We start from the raw sequence: 17,039 nt of genomic DNA, 5'->3' as shown, positions 1-17,039 counted from the left end.
CACCGCGTCCGGGCCGCCGTCGAGCCGCTCCCGGCCCACCAGGGGGAGCCGGGCCGCCGCGGCGCCCTGCGGGTGCGCGGCCCACTCGTCCGGCGTGCGCAGCGCGACGGCCAGGCCCCCTGCGGCGTACACCGACTCCTCGACCTCGACGGCGGACAGCTCCGCCAGCCGCGCGCCGACGGACTCCACCGACGCCTCGGTCGCCTCGGCGTCCCCGAGCCCCAGCGCGGTCAGCAGACGCGCCCTGTGGTGCGGGTAGTTGGCGTGCGTGCGCACCCACCCGTCGGCGGTGCGCCAGAACCGCGACAGGGGCGCGAACGTGACCGGCGCGCGCCCGTTCACGAGCAGGTGCCGTTCACTGGTGAACGCGGCGGCCACGGAACCGTCGTCCACGCGCGCGTGCGGAACGTCGCGCCCGGTGCGCAGGGCGGCCAACTCGGCAGCGGCGAGCGTGCACACGCCCACGCAGGACCGCGCGAGCGCCCGCACGGGCAGCTTCGCGGGGAGGGTGTCCTCGCGCACGACGGGGGAGAGCCGTGAGAGCAGCGCGGGATCCCCGCCGAGCGCGTCCCAGGCGGCAGCGGCACCGCGCAAAGGAGGGGGCACCTCGGCCTTCCCGACCACAGGTGAGTGCGTCATGCAGTCACTATGCCGCGCGCCTCGCGAGGACCGGCACCCGGGCCCATGGACCGGCACGCCGAAGGGCCGGGCGGTCAGCAGACCACCCGGCCCCGACGCACCTCACAGAAGCGTCACTTCGGCAGCGCACCTCACTGAGGCGTCACTTCCGCACGGCGTCCAACGCGTCGGCCATGCCCCCGCCATAGAAGCCGTTCTTGTTCCTGCCGCCCTCGCACACCGCGTCGACCTTGCCGTCGCCGTCGATGTCGTACGGGTCCGTGCACGGCATCGCGTCGGCCTGCCGGTACAGCAGGGCCTTCACCCGGGCCGAAGTCGCCTTCGGGTGCGACGACTTGATGAGCGCGGCCACGCCCGCGGCGTGCGGCGAGGCCATCGACGTACCGGCCTTGTAGCCGAACTTGTTGCCCGGCAGCGTCGACAGGATCAGCCCGCTGGTGGCGGGCGGCTGCGGCTTCTGGAACGCCGTGGAGTCGCCGCCCGGCGCCGCGATGTCGATGACGCCCTTGCCGTAGTTCGAGAACGACGACTTGATGTTCTTCGCGCCGGTCGACGACACGGTCACCACGCCCGGGAGCTGCGACGGTATGTCGAAGCAGTCCGCGGTCTTGATGGTCCGCTTCACCGGAGTGGTGTCGTTCGGGCTCGACTCGTCGACGATCTCGTCCTGGGCGAGGTCCGTCTTCGCGTTGCCGGCCGCGGCGACGTTCACCGCGCCCTTGCGCTCCGCGTAGCGGGTGGCCCGCCCGACCGCGTCGACGAGGGCCTTCTGGTCGTCGTCGGTACGGCAGTTGAACAGCCACGGGTCCGTGTAGTAGCTGCTGTTCGTGACGTCCACGCCGTGGTCGGCCGCCCACATGAAGCCGCAGACGACGGCCTCCGTGTAGTAGAGGCCGGTCGCCGGCTCGGCCACCTTCAGGCTCGCGACCTTCACGCCCGGCGCGACGCCGGTGACGCCGGTGCCGTTCTTCGCGGCGGCGATGGTGCCCGCCACGTGCATGCCGTGGTCGCTCTCCTTGGCCACCGGCCGCCACGCGTTGTCCTTCTGCGTGGGCACGCCGCCCAGACAACTCGCGGACGCGCGCTTGTCGAAGTTCGGCGCGATGTCCGGGTGCGTGTCGTCGACGCCGGAGTCGAGGACGCCGACGGTCACCTTCGGGCTGCCGAGGGAGACCTTGTGGGCCTGGTCCGCCTTCATGGCGGGCAGGTCCCACTGGAGCGGCTCCAGCTCGTCCTGGTCGCCCGCGGCCTTCCCCGCGGCGGCCTTCGCCCCCTCGGCCTCCTTCGCGGACAGCGGCCGCGCGTCGTCGATGTCGTCGCTGGTCTGCGCGGACAGCGGCGCCGTGCGCGTGGCACCGGCCGACTGCACGCCCTTGACCTTGCGGATCGTCTTCGCGAAGTCGGGGTTCGCGGAGTGGACGACGACGACACCGATCCGGTCGTACGAGATCACGACCTTGCCGCCGGCCTTGGCGATGGCCTTCTTGACGTACTTGGCCGCCCAACTCCCTTGGCCGGTGCGTATGTTGACGACGTAGCTCATCGACGAGCCGTCCGCGGCGGCGGCCAGGACCCCGGAGCCCGCGGCCGCCGGAGCCGCGGGAGCGTCGGGCTGCGCCGAGGCCGTGCCCGGCAGGAAGGCGAGCGCGGACACCACCGCGACGCCGAGCGGAAGGGCGAGCGCGCGCCGCGCGAGGGGCTTGGAGCGAGTGGAGTGACTGGTCATCGGGCTCCTCACTTCTTGACGGCGTCGAGCGCGTCGACGATCCCGTGGCCGTAGAAGCCGTTCTTGTTCTTGCCGCCCTCGCAGACCGCGTCGACCTTGCCGTCGCCGTCCGGGTCGTACGGCTTCGTCGGGCAGCCGGGATTGTCGGCCTGGCGCTTGAGCAGCCCCTGCAGCTGGGCCGGGCCCGCCTTGGGGTGCGTGGACTTCAGCAGCGCCGCGACGCCCGCCGCGTGCGGGGACGCCATGGACGTGCCCTGCAGCCACGCGTACTCGCCGCCGGGCATCGTGGAGAGGATGCCGCCGTCCTTGGAGGGGGTGTCGGTCGGCTTCTGGTAGCGCCGGTCACCGCCGGGGGCCGCGACGTCGATGACGCCGTTGCCGTACGTGGAGTAGTAGGACTTGGCGTTGTACACGCCCGTCGCGCTGACCGTGACGACGCCCGGGAGCTGGGTCGGCACGTCCAGGCACTCGCTCGGGTCGATGGTGCGCGTCACCGGCGTGGAGTCGTCGGGGCTGGAGTCGTCGACGATCTCGTCCGCGTCCAGGTCGTGGTTGGAGTTGCCCGCGGAGGCGAGGTTCAGGGTGCCCTTCTTCTGGGCGTACAGCTGGGCCCGGTTCACCGCGTCGAGGATGGCCCGCTGGTCCGGGTCGTCCTTGCAGTTGTACAGCCACGGGTCCACGTAATAGCTGTTGTTGGTGATCTCGATGCCGTTGTCGGCGGCGAACACGAAGGCGCAGACGACGCTCTCCGGGAAGAACAGCTCGCTGACCGGGTCGGCCACCTTGATGCCCGCGACCTTGACGCCGGGCGCCACACCCGCGACGCCGACGCCGTTGCGGGCGGCGGCTATCTCGCCCGCGACGTGCGTGCCGTGGTAGTGCTCCTTCTTCGCCGGACGCCAGGCACCGGCGGAGGTGTCCGCCTTGCCGCCGACACAGCTCGCGGACTGCGAGGCCGAGAAGTTGGGCGCGAGGTCGGGGTGGGTGTCGTCCACACCGGTGTCGATGACGCCGACGGTGACCTTCTTGCTGCCCGGGTTGATCTTGGCGGCCTTGTCGGCGCCTATGGAGCGCAGGTCCCACTGGTCGGCCTCAAGGGGCTCCTGGGCCGGGGCGGCACCCTTGCCCGAAGCGGCGCCCTGCGGGAGGGACTTGGCCCCCTCCTTGGCGGCCTGCCGCTGCGCCTCAGTCAGGAAGGACGGCGCGCCCTCCTGCGTCGTGGCGGCCGGCGTCAGCGGGGAGGTGCGGGTCGCGCCCGCGGAGTGCACACCGCGCACGTCACGCAGCTGCTTGCCGAAGTCCGGATTGGCCGAGTGGGCGACGATCACGCCTATCTTCTTGTACGTGACGACGACCGTGCCGTCGGCCTTGGCTATCGCCTTCTTCACGGCGGCGATGGTCTTGGCGTCCGTCCGGGTGTTGACGACGTACGCCAGCTTGCCGGCGGCCGCGGTGTCGGCGGCCCGCGCGGTGGTGGAACCGGGGGCGTCCGACGGGGCGGCGGTCGCGGCGCCGGGCGCGAAGCCGACCGCCGCGGCGAGCGCGACACCGAGGGGCAGCGCGAGCGCCAGGCGTCTGGAGCGTGAGCGCGACGTGCGCGAGGAGCGCAGATGAGCCATGGGATCTCCACATCATCCGGATACGGAACTGCCCGAACACTGCTGGTGCTCGGGCAGGTGCATGACGAGTGGTGCAGGGTGAAGTTATCCCCCGAACTCCCAGGCCAGCAATGGCTTCCCGCAGAAAGCGGGAAAAGGGGGAGTTCGACCGCTTCGGGCGTGCCGTCGTGACGTTGAACAGTGGACAGAACCAATATCAGCCCCCTGTCGGATCACGTCCCCTGGGCTTAGCATCACCATCCGCGGCCCGCGTGATCCGTGTCACTTCGAGAGCAGAGAGCACGCCGATCGCATGGACCGCACCGCTTCCGTCCCCACCGCCCCCGCACCACGAGGAGACTCCGTGGCCACCGAACCACCGCCACCACCGAAGGGCGGCCAAGAACCCACGCCCCGCACTCCCTCCACGGAGGAGTTCGTCGAGGTGCAGCAGAGCGCGGAGTTCGGTGAACTGCGCACGGCCCACCGCTCGTTCGCGTTCCCGCTCACCATCGCGTTCATCGCCTGGTACCTCGTGTACGTCCTGCTCTCCAACTACGCGGGCGACTTCATGGGCACCAAGCTGTTCGGCAACATCAACGTCGCCCTGGTGCTCGGTCTCGGGCAGTTCCTGACCACCTTCCTCATCGCCTGGTTCTATTCGCGCCACGCCGCGTCGAAGCTCGACCCGAAGTCCGAGGCGATCAAGTCCCGTATGGAGGGCGACGCATGAGCCCCGCGCACACCGCCGTCATCGACTTGGCCGCGGCGTCCGACGCCTCCGAGCACCGGCCGCTGATCATCAGCCTCTTCGCGGCCTTCGTCGTCGCGACGCTCATCATCACCGTCTGGGCGGGCCGGCAGACCAAGAGCGCCGCCGACTTCTACGCGGGCGGCCGCCAGTTCACCGGCTTCCAGAACGGCCTCGCGATCTCCGGCGACTACATGTCCGCCGCGTCCTTCCTCGGCATCGCGGGCGCCATCGCCCTCTTCGGGTACGACGGGTTCCTCTACTCCATCGGCTTCCTGGTCGCCTGGCTGGTGGCGCTGCTCCTGGTCGCCGAGCCGCTGCGCAACTCCGGCCGCTACACGATGGGCGACGTCCTCGCGTACCGGATGCGCCAGCGCCCGGTCCGTACGGCCGCGGGCACCTCCACCATCGTCGTGTCGATCTTCTACCTGCTCGCGCAGATGGCGGGCGCGGGCGTCCTCGTCTCGCTGCTGCTCGGCATCACCACCGACACCGGCAAGATCCTCATCGTCGCCCTGGTCGGCGTCCTGATGATCGTCTACGTCACCATCGGCGGCATGAAGGGCACCACCTGGGTGCAGATGGTCAAGGCCGTCCTGCTCATCACGGGCACCGTGCTCATCACCTTCCTGATCCTGCTGAAGTTCAACTTCAACGTCTCCGACCTGCTCGGCACGGCCGCCTCCAACAGCGGCAAGGGGTCGGCGTTCCTGGAGCCCGGCCTCAAGTACGGCGCCTCCGGCACGTCGAAGCTGGACTTCATCTCGCTCGGCATCGCCCTGGTCCTCGGCACCGCGGGCCTGCCGCACATCCTGATCCGCTTCTACACGGTGCCCACGGCCAAGGCCGCCCGTAAGTCCGTGAACTGGGCGATCGGCATCATCGGCGCCTTCTACCTGATGACGATCGTCCTCGGCTTCGGCGCCGCCGCCCTGCTCAAGCCCGGCGACATCATCGCGTCGAACAAGGCGGGCAACACCGCGGCCCCGCTCACCGCACTGGAGATCGGCGGCGGCGGCGACTCGGCCGGCGGCGCCATCCTGCTCGCCGTGATCTCCGCGGTCGCCTTCGCCACCATCCTCGCGGTCGTCGCGGGCCTGACCCTCGCCTCGTCGTCCTCGTTCGCGCACGACATCTACGCCAACGTCATCCGCAAGGGCAAGGCCACCGAGAAGGAGGAGATGAAGGCGGCCCGCTGGTCGACCGTGTTCATCGGCATCGTCTCCATCGCGCTCGGCGCCCTGGCCCGCGACCTGAACGTCGCGGGCCTGGTCGCCCTCGCCTTCGCGGTCGCCGCCTCCGCGAACCTGCCGACGATCCTCTACAGCCTGTTCTGGAAGCGGTTCACCACGCAGGGCGCGCTCTGGTCCATCTACGGCGGCCTCGCCACGGCCGTCGGCCTCGTGCTGTTCTCGCCGGTCGTCTCGGGCAAGCCCACCTCGATGTTCCCCGACGCGAATTTCGACTTCTTCCCGCTGGAGAACCCGGGCCTGATCTCCATCCCGCTGGGCTTCCTGCTCGGCTGGCTCGGCTCGATCCTCTCCAAGGAGGAGCCGGACAAGGGCAAGTACGCGGAGCTGGAGGTCAAGTCCCTCACCGGCGTCGGGGCCCACTGACCGGACCTTGTTCATCTGCCTGTAGCGGCCGCGTCGTAGAGTCCTACGACGCGGCCGCACCGTTCCTCGTGGCAAATAGCCCATGGCGTTGTCAGTGGTCTGGCGTAAGGTCGGAACCAGTCGGGAACATCAGCATCCAACCGCCGGGGAGGGGGCCGCAGTGCTCATCGACACCTATGGCCGAGTAGCCACTGACCTGCGCGTTTCATTGACCGACCGCTGCAATTTGCGCTGCACCTACTGCATGCCGGAGGAGGGCCTGCAGTGGCTGGCCAAGCCGGATCTGCTCACGGACGACGAGATCGTCCGGCTCATCCGCATAGCGGTGACCCGGCTCGGCATCGAGGAAGTCCGCTTCACCGGCGGTGAACCGCTGCTGCGCCCGGGCCTGGTCGGCATCGTCGAGCGCTGCGCCGCCCTCGAACCGCGCCCCAAGATGTCCCTGACGACGAACGGCATCGGCCTCAAGCGCACCGCCGAGGCCCTGAAGGCGGCGGGCCTGGACCGGGTCAACGTCTCCCTGGACACCCTGCGCCCGGACGTCTTCAAGACCCTCACCCGCCGTGACCGCCACCGCGACGTCCTCGAAGGTCTCGAAGCCGCCCGCGATGCGGGCCTCACCCCGGTCAAGGTCAACTCCGTCCTGATGCCGGGCCTGAACGACGACGAGGCCCCCGACCTGCTCGCCTGGGCCGTGGAGAACGACTACGAACTGCGCTTCATCGAGCAGATGCCCCTGGACGCCCAGCACGGCTGGAAGCGGGACGGCATGATCACGGCCGGTGACATCCTGGCCTCGCTGCGCACCCGCTTCGAGCTCACCGAGGAGGGCTCCGAGAAGCGCGGCTCCGCCCCGGCAGAGCGCTGGCTGGTCGACGGCGGCCCGCACCGCGTCGGCGTGATCGCCTCCGTCACCCGCCCGTTCTGCTCCGCCTGCGACCGCACCCGCCTCACGGCCGACGGCCAGGTGCGCACCTGCCTGTTCGCCACGGAGGAGACCGACCTCAGGGCGGCCCTGCGGGCAGACGACAGTGCGGACGACGAGATCGCCCGCATCTGGAAGCTCGCGATGTGGGGCAAGAAGGCGGGCTCGGGCCTGGACGACCCGACGTTCCTGCAGCCGGACCGCCCGATGTCCGCGATCGGCGGCTAGCCGGCGTCCGCGACGGGCGGCTAGCCGGCCGGGTGCTGGGCGCCGCCCGATCCTTCGGGCTGCTCCCACTCGCTCAGCGGCACGACGTCCTTCAAGAAGCCCCGTACGCCCAGGAATTGGGACAGATGCTCACGGTGCTCGTCGCACGCGATCCACGTCTTGCGCCGCTCCGGGGTGTGGATCTTCGGGTTGTTCCAGGCGAGCACCCATACCGCGGCATCGCGGCAGCCCTTGGCGGAACAGATCGGTGTTTCGTCGCTCACGTATTCATCCCAAACAAGGCGACGCCGAGCAGCCACGGGGGGAGCTGCCCGGCGTCGGTCTGTCGCTCCGACGGGGGATGCGGAGCGCGTACGAAGTATGTCACGGGGGAGTGGCCGCCTGGCACCGGAACTGCATGATTGATCTGAGCATTTCTTGAGCTTGGCGTAAGGTCGACGGTCAGCTCTGTTCGTGTGACGGTGTGCCCGGCGCCTTGTGGGCGGCCCCCGTCGCGTCTTCCGGGACGGGTTCCGCGTCCCGTCCGCGGGACGCCGTCGGGGGCAGCATCGGACGCGACGGTGCCGGTACGAAGGTTGACGGCAGCGAAGGAGCGTTCTCCCGGCCGGCGTTGGCGATCACCACGGCGACGTACGGCAGAAGGATGCCGAGCACCAGAGCGACCAGCGCGACATGCCGCTCGACGTTCCAGAGCACCGCCGCGGCAATGACTGAAACAGTGCGGACCGACATCGAGATCACATAGCGCCGCTGCCGCCCCCGCACGTCGTCCGCGAGGCCCTGCCGGGCCCCCGTGATCCGGAAGACCTCGGCGCTGCTCTGCTTCCGCATCACGTTCCACCGCCTGCCCGTTTTGCCAGGCTCTCCCCGGCCTGGACGCTCCACCACGTTACGCCGCGCATGCGCAGACGCGTAGACCGGGGGCCGGTCCACCTCCTGGTGATGAGTGCGTCGCGCCACGTATGGAGCTGCCCGACATGCGCCGTATGGCGGATGGACCGACACTGAGCGTAATGCTCATGTCGAGCCGTCTGAGGAGGCAGCTATGGGCTGGTTGTGGGCGATCATCGTGGGATTCGTGCTGGGCCTGATCGCCAAGGCGATCCTCCCGGGCAAACAGCACAGTCCGCTGTGGCTGACGACCATCTTCGGCATCATCGGCGCGGTACTCGGCAACTGGATGGCCGCCGGGTTCGGCATCGACGAGACGAAGGGAATCGACTGGGGGCGGCACGCCCTCCAGCTGGTTGCGGCGCTCGTGGTGGTGGGCCTGGGCGATGCCGCGTACACGATGCTCAAGGGAAAGAAACGGACGACCTGACGGCCGTCGCGGTGCGGCAGGGGCCGATCCGGGTGGATCGGCCCCTCCCGCATGCGTGTGCCTCGGGGCGCGGGCGGGGGTTCGAAGACAGGCTCCGAGGGCCGGACTGCCCGCGGGCGCCCGGCGGTCAGGCCCTGACGCGGGTCGTCAGGCCGTGACCTCGACCGCCGCCAGGTTCTTCTTGCCCCGGCGCAGCACCAGCCAGCGCCCGTGCAGCAGGTCCTCGCGGGCCGGCACGGCGTCCTCGGAGGCGACCTTCGCGTTGTTCACGTAGGCGCCGCCCTCCTTGACCGTGCGGCGCGCGGCCGACTTGCTCGCGACCAGGCCGACCTCGGCGAACAGGTCGACGACCTGGCCGAGCTCGGCGACCTGGATGTGCGGGAGCTCGGAGAGCGCCGCCGCGAGCGTCGCCTCGTCGAGCCCGTCGAGCTCGCCCTGGCCGAACAGCGCCTTCGACGCGGCGATCACGGCCGCGCACTGGTCGGCGCCGTGCACCAGCGCGGTCAGCTCCTCGGCCAGCGCGCGCTGCGCGGCGCGTGCCTGCGGGCGCTCCTCGGTCTGCTTCTCCAGCTCCTCCAGCTCCTCGCGGGACTTGAAGCTGAGGATGCGCAGGTACGTCAAGATGTCCCGGTCGTCCACATTCAGCCAGAACTGGTAGAACGCGTACGGCGTCGTCATCTCCGGGTCGAGCCAGACGGCGCCGCCCTCGGTCTTGCCGAACTTGGTGCCGTCCGCCTTGGTCATCAGGGGCGTGGCGACGGCGTGCACCGTCGCCTCCGGCTCCAGGCGGTGGATCAGGTCGATGCCCGCCGTGAGGTTGCCCCACTGGTCGGAGCCGCCGGTCTGCAGGACGCAGCCGTGGCGCCGGTACAGCTCCAGGAAGTCCATGCCCTGGAGCAGCTGGTAGCTGAACTCGGTGTAGCTGATGCCTTCCTGCGACTCGAGGCGGCGGGCCACCGAGTCCTTGGTGAGCATCTTGTTCACGCGGAAGTGCTTGCCGATGTCCCGCAGGAACTCGATCGCGGACATGCCCGCGGTCCAGTCCAGGTTGTTGACCATGACCGCGGCGTTCTCGCCCTCGAAGGACAGGAACGGCTCGATCTGCGAGCGCAGCCGCGACACCCAGTTCGCGACCGTCTCCGGGTCGTTCAGGGTGCGCTCAGCGGTCGGCCGCGGGTCACCGATCTGGCCCGTGGCGCCGCCCACCAGGGCGAGCGGGCGGTGGCCCGCCTGCTGCAGGCGGCGCACGGTCAGGACCTGCACCAGATGCCCGACGTGCAGGCTCGCCGCCGTCGGGTCGAAGCCGCAATAGAACGTGACGGGACCGTCCGCGAGCGCCTTGCGCAGTGCCTCTTCGTCGGTGGACTGGGAAAACAGTCCCCGCCACTTCAGCTCGTCGACGATGTCCGTCACGGGTCTCGTGTCTCCTTGGGTGTGCTTGGACTGTCCGAGGTGCGTGCACCTCGGGATGGATCGGGGCGCAGTGTCCGAGGTTATACGCCCTGGCTGACCGAACTCATATTGAAATCCGGCACCCGCAGCGCGGGCATCGCGGCCCGGGTGAACCAGTCGCCCCACTCGCGCGGCAGCGTCTTCTCCGTACGGCCCGCCTCACTGGCCCGCGACAGCAGGTCCACCGGCGACTCGTTGAAGCGGAAGTTGTTCACCTCGCCGACCACCTCGCCGTTCTCCACCAGGTACACGCCGTCCCTGGTCAGGCCGGTGAGCAGCAGCGTCGCCGGGTCCACCTCCCGGATGTACCAGAGGCAGGTGAGCAGCAGGCCGCGCTCGGTGGCCGCGACCATCTCGTCCAGCGAACGGTCCGAGCCGCCGTCGAGCACCAGGTTGTCGATCGCCGGGGCCACCGGCATGCCGGTAAGGCCCGCGCTGTGCCGGGTGGTGGTGAGCCGCGCGAGCTCGCCCTCGCGGATCCACTCCGTGGGCGTCAGCGGCAGTCCGTTGTCGAACACGGACGCGTCGTCGCCCGAGGCGTGCGCGATCACGAAGGGCGCCGACTCCAGGCCCGGCTCGTTCGGGTCGCTGCGCAGCGTCAGCGGCAGCTCCGCGACCCGCTCGCCGACGCGGGTGCCGCCGCCCGGCTTGGAGAACACCGTGCGGCCCTCCGCGGCGTCCCGCGCGGCCGACGACCACAGCTGGTAGATCAGCAGGTCGGCGACGGCGGTCGGCGGGAGCAGCGTCTCGTACCGCCCGGCCGGCAGCTCCACCCGCCGCTCGGCCCAGGCCAGGCGCCGCGCCAGCTCCTCGTCCAGGGCGCCGGGGTCGACGTCCTTGAAGTCACGGGTCGCCCTGCCCGCCCACGCCGAGCGCGTGCGGTCCGGCGACTTCGCGTTCAGCTCGAGCGTGCCGCTCGGCTGGTCGTGGCGCAGCCGCAGCCCCGTCGACGTACCGACATAGCTGGAGGTCAGCTCGTGGTTGGCGAAGCCGTACAGCTCGCGTCCGCCCGCCCGCGCGAGGGCGAACGCCTCGCCGAGCGCCGGCGCGAAGTCCGCGAAGACCGCGGACGAGGTCTCGGCGGGCGCGTCCGTGAAGTCCGGCGACGCCGGGCCGCCGGTCACGAGCGGCTGCGCGTCCTCCGCGGACCCGGCCGAGCGCGCCGCGGCCTCGGCGGCCCGCACCAGCGGCTCAAGATCGTCCGCGGTCACCGCGGAGCGCGAGACGACGCCGGAGGCGGTGCCCTCCTTGCCGTCGACCGTGGCGATGACGGTGAGGGTGCGGCCGCGGGTGACGCCGTTGGTGGTGAGCGCGTTGCCCGCCCAGCGCAGGTTCGCCGACGACTCCTCGTCGGCGATCACCACACAGCCGTCGGCGGTGGACAGCTCCAGGGCACGCTCGACGATCTCGTGCGGCTTGGCGGTGGGGCTCATCGACCGGCCTCCTGCGTGGTGTTCAGAATGTTGACGCCCTTGAAGAGGGCGGAGGGGCAGCCGTGCGACACGGACGCGGCCTGGCCCGGCTGGGCCTTTCCGCAGTTGAAGGCGCCGCCGAGTACGTACGTCTGCGGGCCGCCGACCGCCGTCATCGAGCCCCAGAAGTCGGTGGTCGTGGCCTGGTACGCGACATCGCGCAGCTGGCCGGTGAGCCGCCCGTTCTCGATCTTGTAGAAGCGCTGGCCGGTGAACTGAAAATTGTATCGCTGCATGTCGATCGACCAGGACCGGTCGCCGACCACATAGATGCCCCGGTCCACGCCGCTGATCAGGTCCTCCGTGGACAGCCCGCCGGGATCCGGCTGGAGCGAGACGTTCGCCATGCGCTGCACCGGGACGTGCCCGGGGGAGTCGGCGTACGCGCAGCCGTTGGAGCGCTCGAAGCCGGTGAGCTTCGCGATGCGCCGGTCCAGCTGGTAGCCGACGAGGGTGCCGTCCTTGACCAGGTCCCAGGACTGCGCGGCCACGCCCTCGTCGTCGTACCCGATGGTCGCGAGCCCGTGCTCGGCCGTGCGGTCACCCGTCACATTCATCAGCGACGAGCCGTACGCGAGCTTGCCGAGCTGGTCGAAGGTGGCGAACGAGGTGCCCGCGTACGCGGCCTCGTAGCCGAGCGCGCGGTCCAGCTCCGTGGCGTGGCCGATGGACTCGTGGATCGTGAGCCAGAGGTTCGAGGGGTCGACGACGAGGTCGTACTGGCCCGCCTCGACGCTCGGCGCCCGCATCTTTTCCGCCAACTGCTCCGGAATCCGGGCGAGTTCCCCGGCCCAGTCCCAGGTGGACCCGGTGAGGTACTCCCAGCCGCGGCCGACCGGCGGCGCGATGGTGCGCATCGAGTCGAACTCGCCGCTGGACTCGTCGACGGCGACGGCGGTCAGTTGCGGATGCAGACGCACCCGCTGCTGGGTGGTCACCGTGCCCGCCGTGTCCGCGTAGAACTTGTTCTCGTGCACCGTGAGCAGCGAGGCGTCGACGTGCGCGACCCCCTCGGCGGCGAGCAGCCGCGCGCTCCACTCCGCGAGCAGCCCCGTCTTCTCCTCGTCCGGCACGGAGAAGGGGTCGATCTCGTACGACGACACCCAGGTCCGCTCCGCGTGCACCGGCTCGTCGGCCAGCTCGACGCGCTCGTCCGACCCCGCCGCCTTGATCACCTGGGCCGAGAGCTTCGCCATCGCGACGGCCTGGGAGGCGACACGTGCCGCCGCGTCCATCGTCAGATCCACGCCCGAGGCGAAGCCCCACGTCCCGCCGTGCACCACACGCACCGCGTAGCCCAGGTCCGTGGTGTCGGAGGACGCGGCCGGCCTGGCGTCCCGCAGCCGCCAGGCCGCGCTGCGCACCCGCTCGAAGCGGAAGTCCGCGTGCTCGGCGCCGAGCGCCCGCGCACGGGCCAGCGCGGCGTCGGCGAGAGCCCTCAGCGGCAACGCCGTGAAGGCTTCATCGATGGAATGAGGCACGGAATGTCTCCCTCGGATCGTCCGGCGCCGGTCCGTCCGATCATGGCGCGCGAACCGGACGGTGGCCACCACTTTCTGTAGGGATCCAACAGCGACTCATCTACGCCACTGTTGGTCGCCGATTCTCCGTATCGCGCACGGTACCGATAGGTTTTCGGGTGACCACACCGTCAAGGAAAGGGTGATCCGTTGAGCCGCTCGGTTCTCGTCACTGGAGGAAACCGGGGCATCGGCCTCGCCATCGCCCGCGCGTTCGCCGACGCCGGCGACAAGGTCGCGATCACCTACCGCTCGGGTGAGCCGCCCAAGGACCTCACCGCGGCCGGCGTCCTCGCCGTCAAGTGCGACATCACGGACGCCGAGATGGTGGAGCAGGCATACAAGGAGATCGAGGAGAAGCACGGCGCCGTCGAGGTCCTGGTCGCCAACGCGGGCATCACCAAGGACCAGCTCCTGATGCGCATGTCCGAGGAGGACTTCACGTCCGTCCTGGACACCAACCTCACCGGCACCTTCCGCGTCGTGAAGCGGGCCAACCGCGGCATGCTGCGCGCCAAGAAGGGCCGCGTCGTGCTCATCTCCTCCGTCGTCGGCCTCTACGGCTCGCCCGGCCAGGCGAACTACGCCGCCTCCAAGGCGGGCCTGGTCGGCTTCGCGCGTTCGCTCGCCCGGGAGCTCGGGTCGCGCAACCTCACCTTCAACGTCGTCGCGCCCGGTTTTGTCGACACCGACATGACCCAGGTGCTGACGGACGAGCAGCGCGCGAACATCGTCTCGCAGGTGCCGCTCGGCCGTTACGCCAAGCCCGAGGAGATCGCCGCCACGGTGAGGTTCCTCGCGTCGGACGACGCCTCGTACATCACTGGAGCCGTCATCCCGGTTGACGGCGGATTGGGCATGGGTCACTGATCACCATGAGCGGAATTCTCGACGGCAAGCGCATCCTCGTCACGGGCGTCCTCACGGAGGGCTCCATCGCCTTCCACGCGGCCAAGGTCGCCCAGGAGCAGGGCGCCGAGGTCGTCCTCACCGGCTTCGGCCGGGTCACGCTCGTGGAGCGTATCGCCAAGCGGCTGCCCAAGCCCACCACGGTCATCGAGATGGACGTGACCGACCAGGAGCACCTGGACTCCCTGGCCGCCAAGGTCAACGAGTACTTCGGCGACGACGAGGGCATCGACGGCATCGTCCACTCGATCGCCTTCGGCCCGCAGGGCGCCTTCAACTTCCTGGAGGCCGACTGGGAGGACGTCTCGACCGCCCTCCAGGTCTCGGCGTACTCCCTGAAGTCGCTCACCATGGCTCTGCTCCCGCTGATGGAGAAGCGCGGCGGCGGCTCGGTCGTCGGCATCACCTTCGACGGCTCGATCGCCTGGCCGAAGTACGACTGGATGGGCGTCGCCAAGGCCGCCCTCGAGTCCACCGGGCGCTACCTCGCGCGTGACCTGGGCGGCCGGAACGTCCGCGTCAACATGGTCTCGGCCGGCCCGATCAAGTCCATGGCCGCCAAGTCCATCCCGGGCTTCGAGGAGCTCGCGGACGTGTGGAACACCCGCTCCCCGCTGGAGTGGGACATGGCCAACCCGGAGCCGGCGGGCCGCGGCGTCGTCGGCCTCCTGTCGGACTTCTTCCCGAAGACGACGGGCGAGGTCGTGCACGTCGACGGCGGCGTCCACATGATGGGTGCCTGAACAGGTCTTCGTACGTTCGCGTACGTCTTCTTCGTACGTGGCCGACGCCCCGTTTCCCGCAGCGCGCGGGAGGCGGGGCGTCGCCCGTTCGGCCGCCTGACCGGGCGAGGGCGGGCCCGGACCACGCACCCTGAAGTGTGCGCTGGTCACCTGGTGCGGTGCTCGCCGCCCTCGCCCTCCTGATCGCCCTGCCCTACGACGCCGCGTCGCACGGCGCGGGCGGGGCCGTGACCCGTCAGCCGGCGAAGACGGCGAACGCGGCGCAGCCCACGCGACCTGCGCAGCCGGCGCGGCCGGCGCACGACGACCGGCCGTTCGGCGCCGAGTGCCGCAGCAGCGTCCAGGGCTCCACCGCCGTCGCGTACTGCCACAACCCCTATCCCGAGACCGACCGGGTCCGGCTGCACATCGAGTGCGACCGCTGGTGGGACGTCGACAGCGACAGCCACCCCGTCGCGGCCGGCCCGGCCATGACCGTGCGGCTCACGGGGCGGTGCTGGAAGGAGATCCGCTCCGTGTGGGTCAGCCATCAGCGCTGAGGCCGGGACGCGGCGGGGGCAGGTGATCCTCAGGCGTCGTCCGTGAGGCGCTCCGGGCGGCACAGGTACGGATAGCTCGCCGCCTCCGCCGCGGCGGCCTCCGCGTCCCTCGCGCGGATCGCCTCGACGAGACGGCTGTGGTCCATGTGGGCCTCCGGATTCAGCTCACGGCCGATGTCCTCGCGCAGCCAGTCCCGCAGGACCTCGCCCAGGTCCGCGTACATGGCCGTCATGACGTCGTTGTGGGACGCGGCCACCACGGCCAGGTGCAGTGTCGTGTCGGCCGCCACGAACGCCTCGGCGTCACCCGACGCCCACGCCGCCTCGCGGCGGGCGAGGAGCGTGTCGAGCTGCCGCAGGTCCCGCTCGGTGCGCCGCTCGGCCGCCAGCCTCGCCGCGCTCGACTCCAGCGTGGCGCGCAGCTCCGCGATGTGCCGGGGGCTGGCGTCGGCGAACCTGCGCTGCATCACGCCCGCCAGCTCGCTGGTCGCGACCACATAGGTGCCCGAGCCCTGCCGGATGTCGAGCAGGCCGTTGTGCGCCAGGGCGCGGACCGCCTCGCGCACCGTGTTCCGCGCCACGCCGAGCTGCTCGACCAGCTCGGGCTCGGTGGGGATGCGGGAGCCCACCGGCCACTCGCCGGACGAGATCTGGGTGCGCAGCTCGGAGATGACCTGCTCGGAGAGCGCCGAGCGACGAGGGGTGGTCAGGGGCATGACGTTCCTTCGGGCGAGCGGTCGGACGGAGTGGACGACCGGCGGCCGCCGATCAATGGATTGGACAGCCAATCATCCCATGATTCTATGATGGCTCCCATGGCGAGCGAGGAAGCGAAGACGACGACTACGAAGACGACGACTGCGACTACGGAGACGGCGGCCATGGGTACGGGGACGCCGTCGTCGGCTGTGCCTGCCGCGCGTATCGGCGGAGCCGGGGCCGTGCAGTCGGCGGCAGCCGCGGCCGCCGCCGAGAAACAGGCCGCCACGCGCGCGTGGGCCACGCGTCTGGTCGTCGTCGGCATCGTCCTCGCGGCCCTCAACCTGCGGCCCGCCATCACCAGCCTCGGCGCGCTCCTCGAAGAGGTGCGGGACGGGCTCGGCATGAGCGGCACCCTGGCCGGCCTCCTCACCTCCGTACCGCCGCTGTGCTTCGCGGTCTTCGGGAGCCTCGCGCCGCGCTTCGCCCGGCGCTTCGGCCCCAGCGCCGTGGTGTGCGCGGGCATGGTGGCCATCGCGGCCGGTCTGCTGATACGTCCCTTCCTGGGCGGCACCGTCGGCTTCCTGGCCGCGAGCGCGCTCGCGCTGATGGGCATCGCCGTCAGCAACGTCCTGATGCCGGTGATCGTCAAGCGCTGGTTCCCGGACCGCGTCGGCTCGATGACCGGCCTGTACTCGATGGCCCTCGCGCTCGGCACCTCGCTCGCCGCCGCCGTCACGGTGCCGGTGACCGACGCGCTGGGCGGCAGCTGGCGCACCGGGCTCGCCGTGTGGGCGGCGGTCGCCGTCGTCGCCGTCGTGCCGTGGATCCCGCTGGTGCGCCACCGCGGGCCCGACCCGGCCGACGCCGGGCAGGGCCGGGCCGGCGCCGGACGGGACGC

16 protein-coding genes and 1 pseudogene are annotated in these 17,039 nt (G+C 70.6%); 8 read left to right on the top strand and 9 right to left on the bottom strand.

Annotated features, from left to right (window positions below; all coding sequences use genetic code 11):
• The 3 genes and pseudogenes from STRAU_RS00085 to STRAU_RS00075 all read right to left on the bottom strand — a co-directional run.
• A pseudogene (locus tag STRAU_RS00085) lies at positions 1-639 on the bottom strand (CoA transferase); the annotation flags it as partial.
• 142 nt (positions 640-781) lie between these two features.
• On the bottom strand, positions 782-2,365 hold the full coding sequence (locus tag STRAU_RS00080) for a S8 family peptidase (RefSeq protein ID WP_016638151.1): 1,584 nt from the start codon (positions 2,363-2,365) through the stop codon (positions 782-784).
• Between the two features lie 8 nt (positions 2,366-2,373).
• Positions 2,374-3,984 carry a S8 family peptidase gene (locus STRAU_RS00075; protein WP_016638150.1) on the bottom strand — a complete coding sequence of 537 codons (1,611 nt, stop codon included), beginning with the start codon at positions 3,982-3,984 and terminating at the stop codon, positions 2,374-2,376.
• A 343-nt stretch (positions 3,985-4,327) separates the two neighbouring features.
• Here STRAU_RS00075 and STRAU_RS00070 point away from each other — a divergent pair, with 343 nt between their 5' ends.
• The 3 genes from STRAU_RS00070 (at position 4,328) to moaA (ending at position 7,483) form a co-directional block, all read left to right on the top strand.
• Positions 4,328-4,696, top strand: coding sequence for a DUF485 domain-containing protein (locus STRAU_RS00070; RefSeq protein ID WP_037656745.1), 369 nt, complete (start codon positions 4,328-4,330; stop codon positions 4,694-4,696).
• Positions 4,693-6,330, top strand: a complete 1,638-nt coding sequence (locus tag STRAU_RS00065; protein WP_016638148.1) for a solute symporter family protein — start codon at positions 4,693-4,695, stop codon at positions 6,328-6,330. The genes STRAU_RS00070 and STRAU_RS00065 overlap by 4 nt, the downstream gene beginning before the upstream one ends.
• Before the next feature lie 160 nt (positions 6,331-6,490).
• Positions 6,491-7,483, top strand: coding sequence for a GTP 3',8-cyclase MoaA (gene moaA, locus STRAU_RS00060; RefSeq protein ID WP_037656742.1), 993 nt, complete (start codon positions 6,491-6,493; stop codon positions 7,481-7,483).
• 20 nt (positions 7,484-7,503) lie between these two features.
• Here moaA and STRAU_RS00055 read toward each other — a convergent pair whose 3' ends face one another.
• Both STRAU_RS00055 and STRAU_RS00050 read right to left on the bottom strand, forming a co-directional pair.
• Positions 7,504-7,746, bottom strand: coding sequence for a hypothetical protein (locus STRAU_RS00055; RefSeq protein ID WP_037656739.1), 243 nt, complete (start codon positions 7,744-7,746; stop codon positions 7,504-7,506).
• A gap of 178 nt (positions 7,747-7,924) precedes the next feature.
• Positions 7,925-8,314 (bottom strand): DUF3099 domain-containing protein, encoded by a 390-nt coding sequence (locus STRAU_RS00050; protein WP_037656737.1) that lies wholly within the window; start codon positions 8,312-8,314, stop codon positions 7,925-7,927.
• Between the two features lie 214 nt (positions 8,315-8,528).
• Here STRAU_RS00050 and STRAU_RS00045 point away from each other — a divergent pair, with 214 nt between their 5' ends.
• Positions 8,529-8,804 carry a GlsB/YeaQ/YmgE family stress response membrane protein gene (locus STRAU_RS00045; RefSeq protein WP_016638144.1) on the top strand — a complete coding sequence of 92 codons (276 nt, stop codon included), beginning with the start codon at positions 8,529-8,531 and terminating at the stop codon, positions 8,802-8,804.
• A 147-nt stretch (positions 8,805-8,951) separates the two neighbouring features.
• Here STRAU_RS00045 and tyrS read toward each other — a convergent pair whose 3' ends face one another.
• From tyrS to STRAU_RS00030, 3 genes are all read right to left on the bottom strand, one after another.
• Positions 8,952-10,217, bottom strand: a complete 1,266-nt coding sequence (gene tyrS, locus STRAU_RS00040; RefSeq protein ID WP_016638143.1) for a tyrosine--tRNA ligase — start codon at positions 10,215-10,217, stop codon at positions 8,952-8,954.
• A gap of 80 nt (positions 10,218-10,297) precedes the next feature.
• Positions 10,298-11,689, bottom strand: a complete 1,392-nt coding sequence (locus STRAU_RS00035; RefSeq protein WP_016638142.1) for a metallopeptidase TldD-related protein — start codon at positions 11,687-11,689, stop codon at positions 10,298-10,300.
• Positions 11,686-13,209: a TldD/PmbA family protein gene (locus STRAU_RS00030; protein ID WP_016638141.1), complete on the bottom strand. Its 1,524-nt coding sequence runs from the start codon at positions 13,207-13,209 to the stop codon at positions 11,686-11,688. Before STRAU_RS00030 ends, STRAU_RS00035 begins: the two co-directional genes overlap by 4 nt.
• A 189-nt stretch (positions 13,210-13,398) precedes the next feature.
• Here STRAU_RS00030 and fabG point away from each other — a divergent pair, with 189 nt between their 5' ends.
• The 3 genes from fabG to STRAU_RS00015 all read left to right on the top strand — a co-directional run bounded on the left by fabG (position 13,399) and on the right by STRAU_RS00015 (position 15,439).
• Positions 13,399-14,118, top strand: coding sequence for a 3-oxoacyl-[acyl-carrier-protein] reductase (gene fabG / locus STRAU_RS00025; protein ID WP_016638140.1), 720 nt, complete (start codon positions 13,399-13,401; stop codon positions 14,116-14,118).
• 5 nt (positions 14,119-14,123) lie between these two features.
• On the top strand, positions 14,124-14,900 hold the full coding sequence (gene fabI / locus STRAU_RS00020) for an enoyl-ACP reductase FabI (protein WP_016638139.1): 777 nt from the start codon (positions 14,124-14,126) through the stop codon (positions 14,898-14,900).
• 137 nt (positions 14,901-15,037) lie between these two features.
• Positions 15,038-15,439 (top strand): hypothetical protein, encoded by a 402-nt coding sequence (locus tag STRAU_RS00015; protein ID WP_037656735.1) that lies wholly within the window; start codon positions 15,038-15,040, stop codon positions 15,437-15,439.
• Positions 15,440-15,468: 29 nt separating this feature from the next.
• Here STRAU_RS00015 and STRAU_RS00010 read toward each other — a convergent pair whose 3' ends face one another.
• The gene (locus tag STRAU_RS00010; RefSeq protein WP_016638137.1) at positions 15,469-16,155 is read right to left on the bottom strand and encodes a FadR/GntR family transcriptional regulator; all 687 of its coding nucleotides are present in this window, start codon (positions 16,153-16,155) and stop codon (positions 15,469-15,471) included.
• A gap of 99 nt (positions 16,156-16,254) precedes the next feature.
• Between STRAU_RS00010 and STRAU_RS00005 the strand changes: the two genes are divergently transcribed.
• A partial coding sequence (locus tag STRAU_RS00005; RefSeq protein WP_158691983.1) for an MFS transporter occupies positions 16,255-17,039 on the top strand: 785 nt, incomplete at its 3' end.

Source organism: Streptomyces aurantiacus JA 4570, assembly GCF_000414115.1.
Lineage (GTDB): Bacteria > Actinomycetota > Actinomycetes > Streptomycetales > Streptomycetaceae > Streptomyces > Streptomyces aurantiacus_A.
The sequence above is the reverse complement of the archived record's forward strand: the minus strand, read 5'-3'. Positions and strand labels throughout refer to the sequence as shown.

Excerpts from the sequence above, each read along its gene's own strand:
- STRAU_RS00050 (WP_037656737.1), bottom strand. The coding sequence starts at position 8,314 with ATGCGGAAGCAGAGCAGCGCCGAGGTCTTCCGGATCACGGGGGCCCGG.
- STRAU_RS00035 (WP_016638142.1), bottom strand. The coding sequence starts at position 11,689 with ATGAGCCCCACCGCCAAGCCGCACGAGATCGTCGAGCGTGCCCTGGAG.
- STRAU_RS00075 (WP_016638150.1), bottom strand. The coding sequence starts at position 3,984 with ATGGCTCATCTGCGCTCCTCGCGCACGTCGCGCTCACGCTCCAGACGC.
- STRAU_RS00010 (WP_016638137.1), bottom strand. The coding sequence starts at position 16,155 with ATGCCCCTGACCACCCCTCGTCGCTCGGCGCTCTCCGAGCAGGTCATC.
- STRAU_RS00065 (WP_016638148.1), top strand. The coding sequence starts at position 4,693 with ATGAGCCCCGCGCACACCGCCGTCATCGACTTGGCCGCGGCGTCCGAC.
- STRAU_RS00080 (WP_016638151.1), bottom strand. The coding sequence starts at position 2,365 with ATGACCAGTCACTCCACTCGCTCCAAGCCCCTCGCGCGGCGCGCGCTC.
- fabI (WP_016638139.1), top strand. The coding sequence starts at position 14,124 with ATGAGCGGAATTCTCGACGGCAAGCGCATCCTCGTCACGGGCGTCCTC.
- STRAU_RS00045 (WP_016638144.1), top strand. The coding sequence starts at position 8,529 with ATGGGCTGGTTGTGGGCGATCATCGTGGGATTCGTGCTGGGCCTGATC.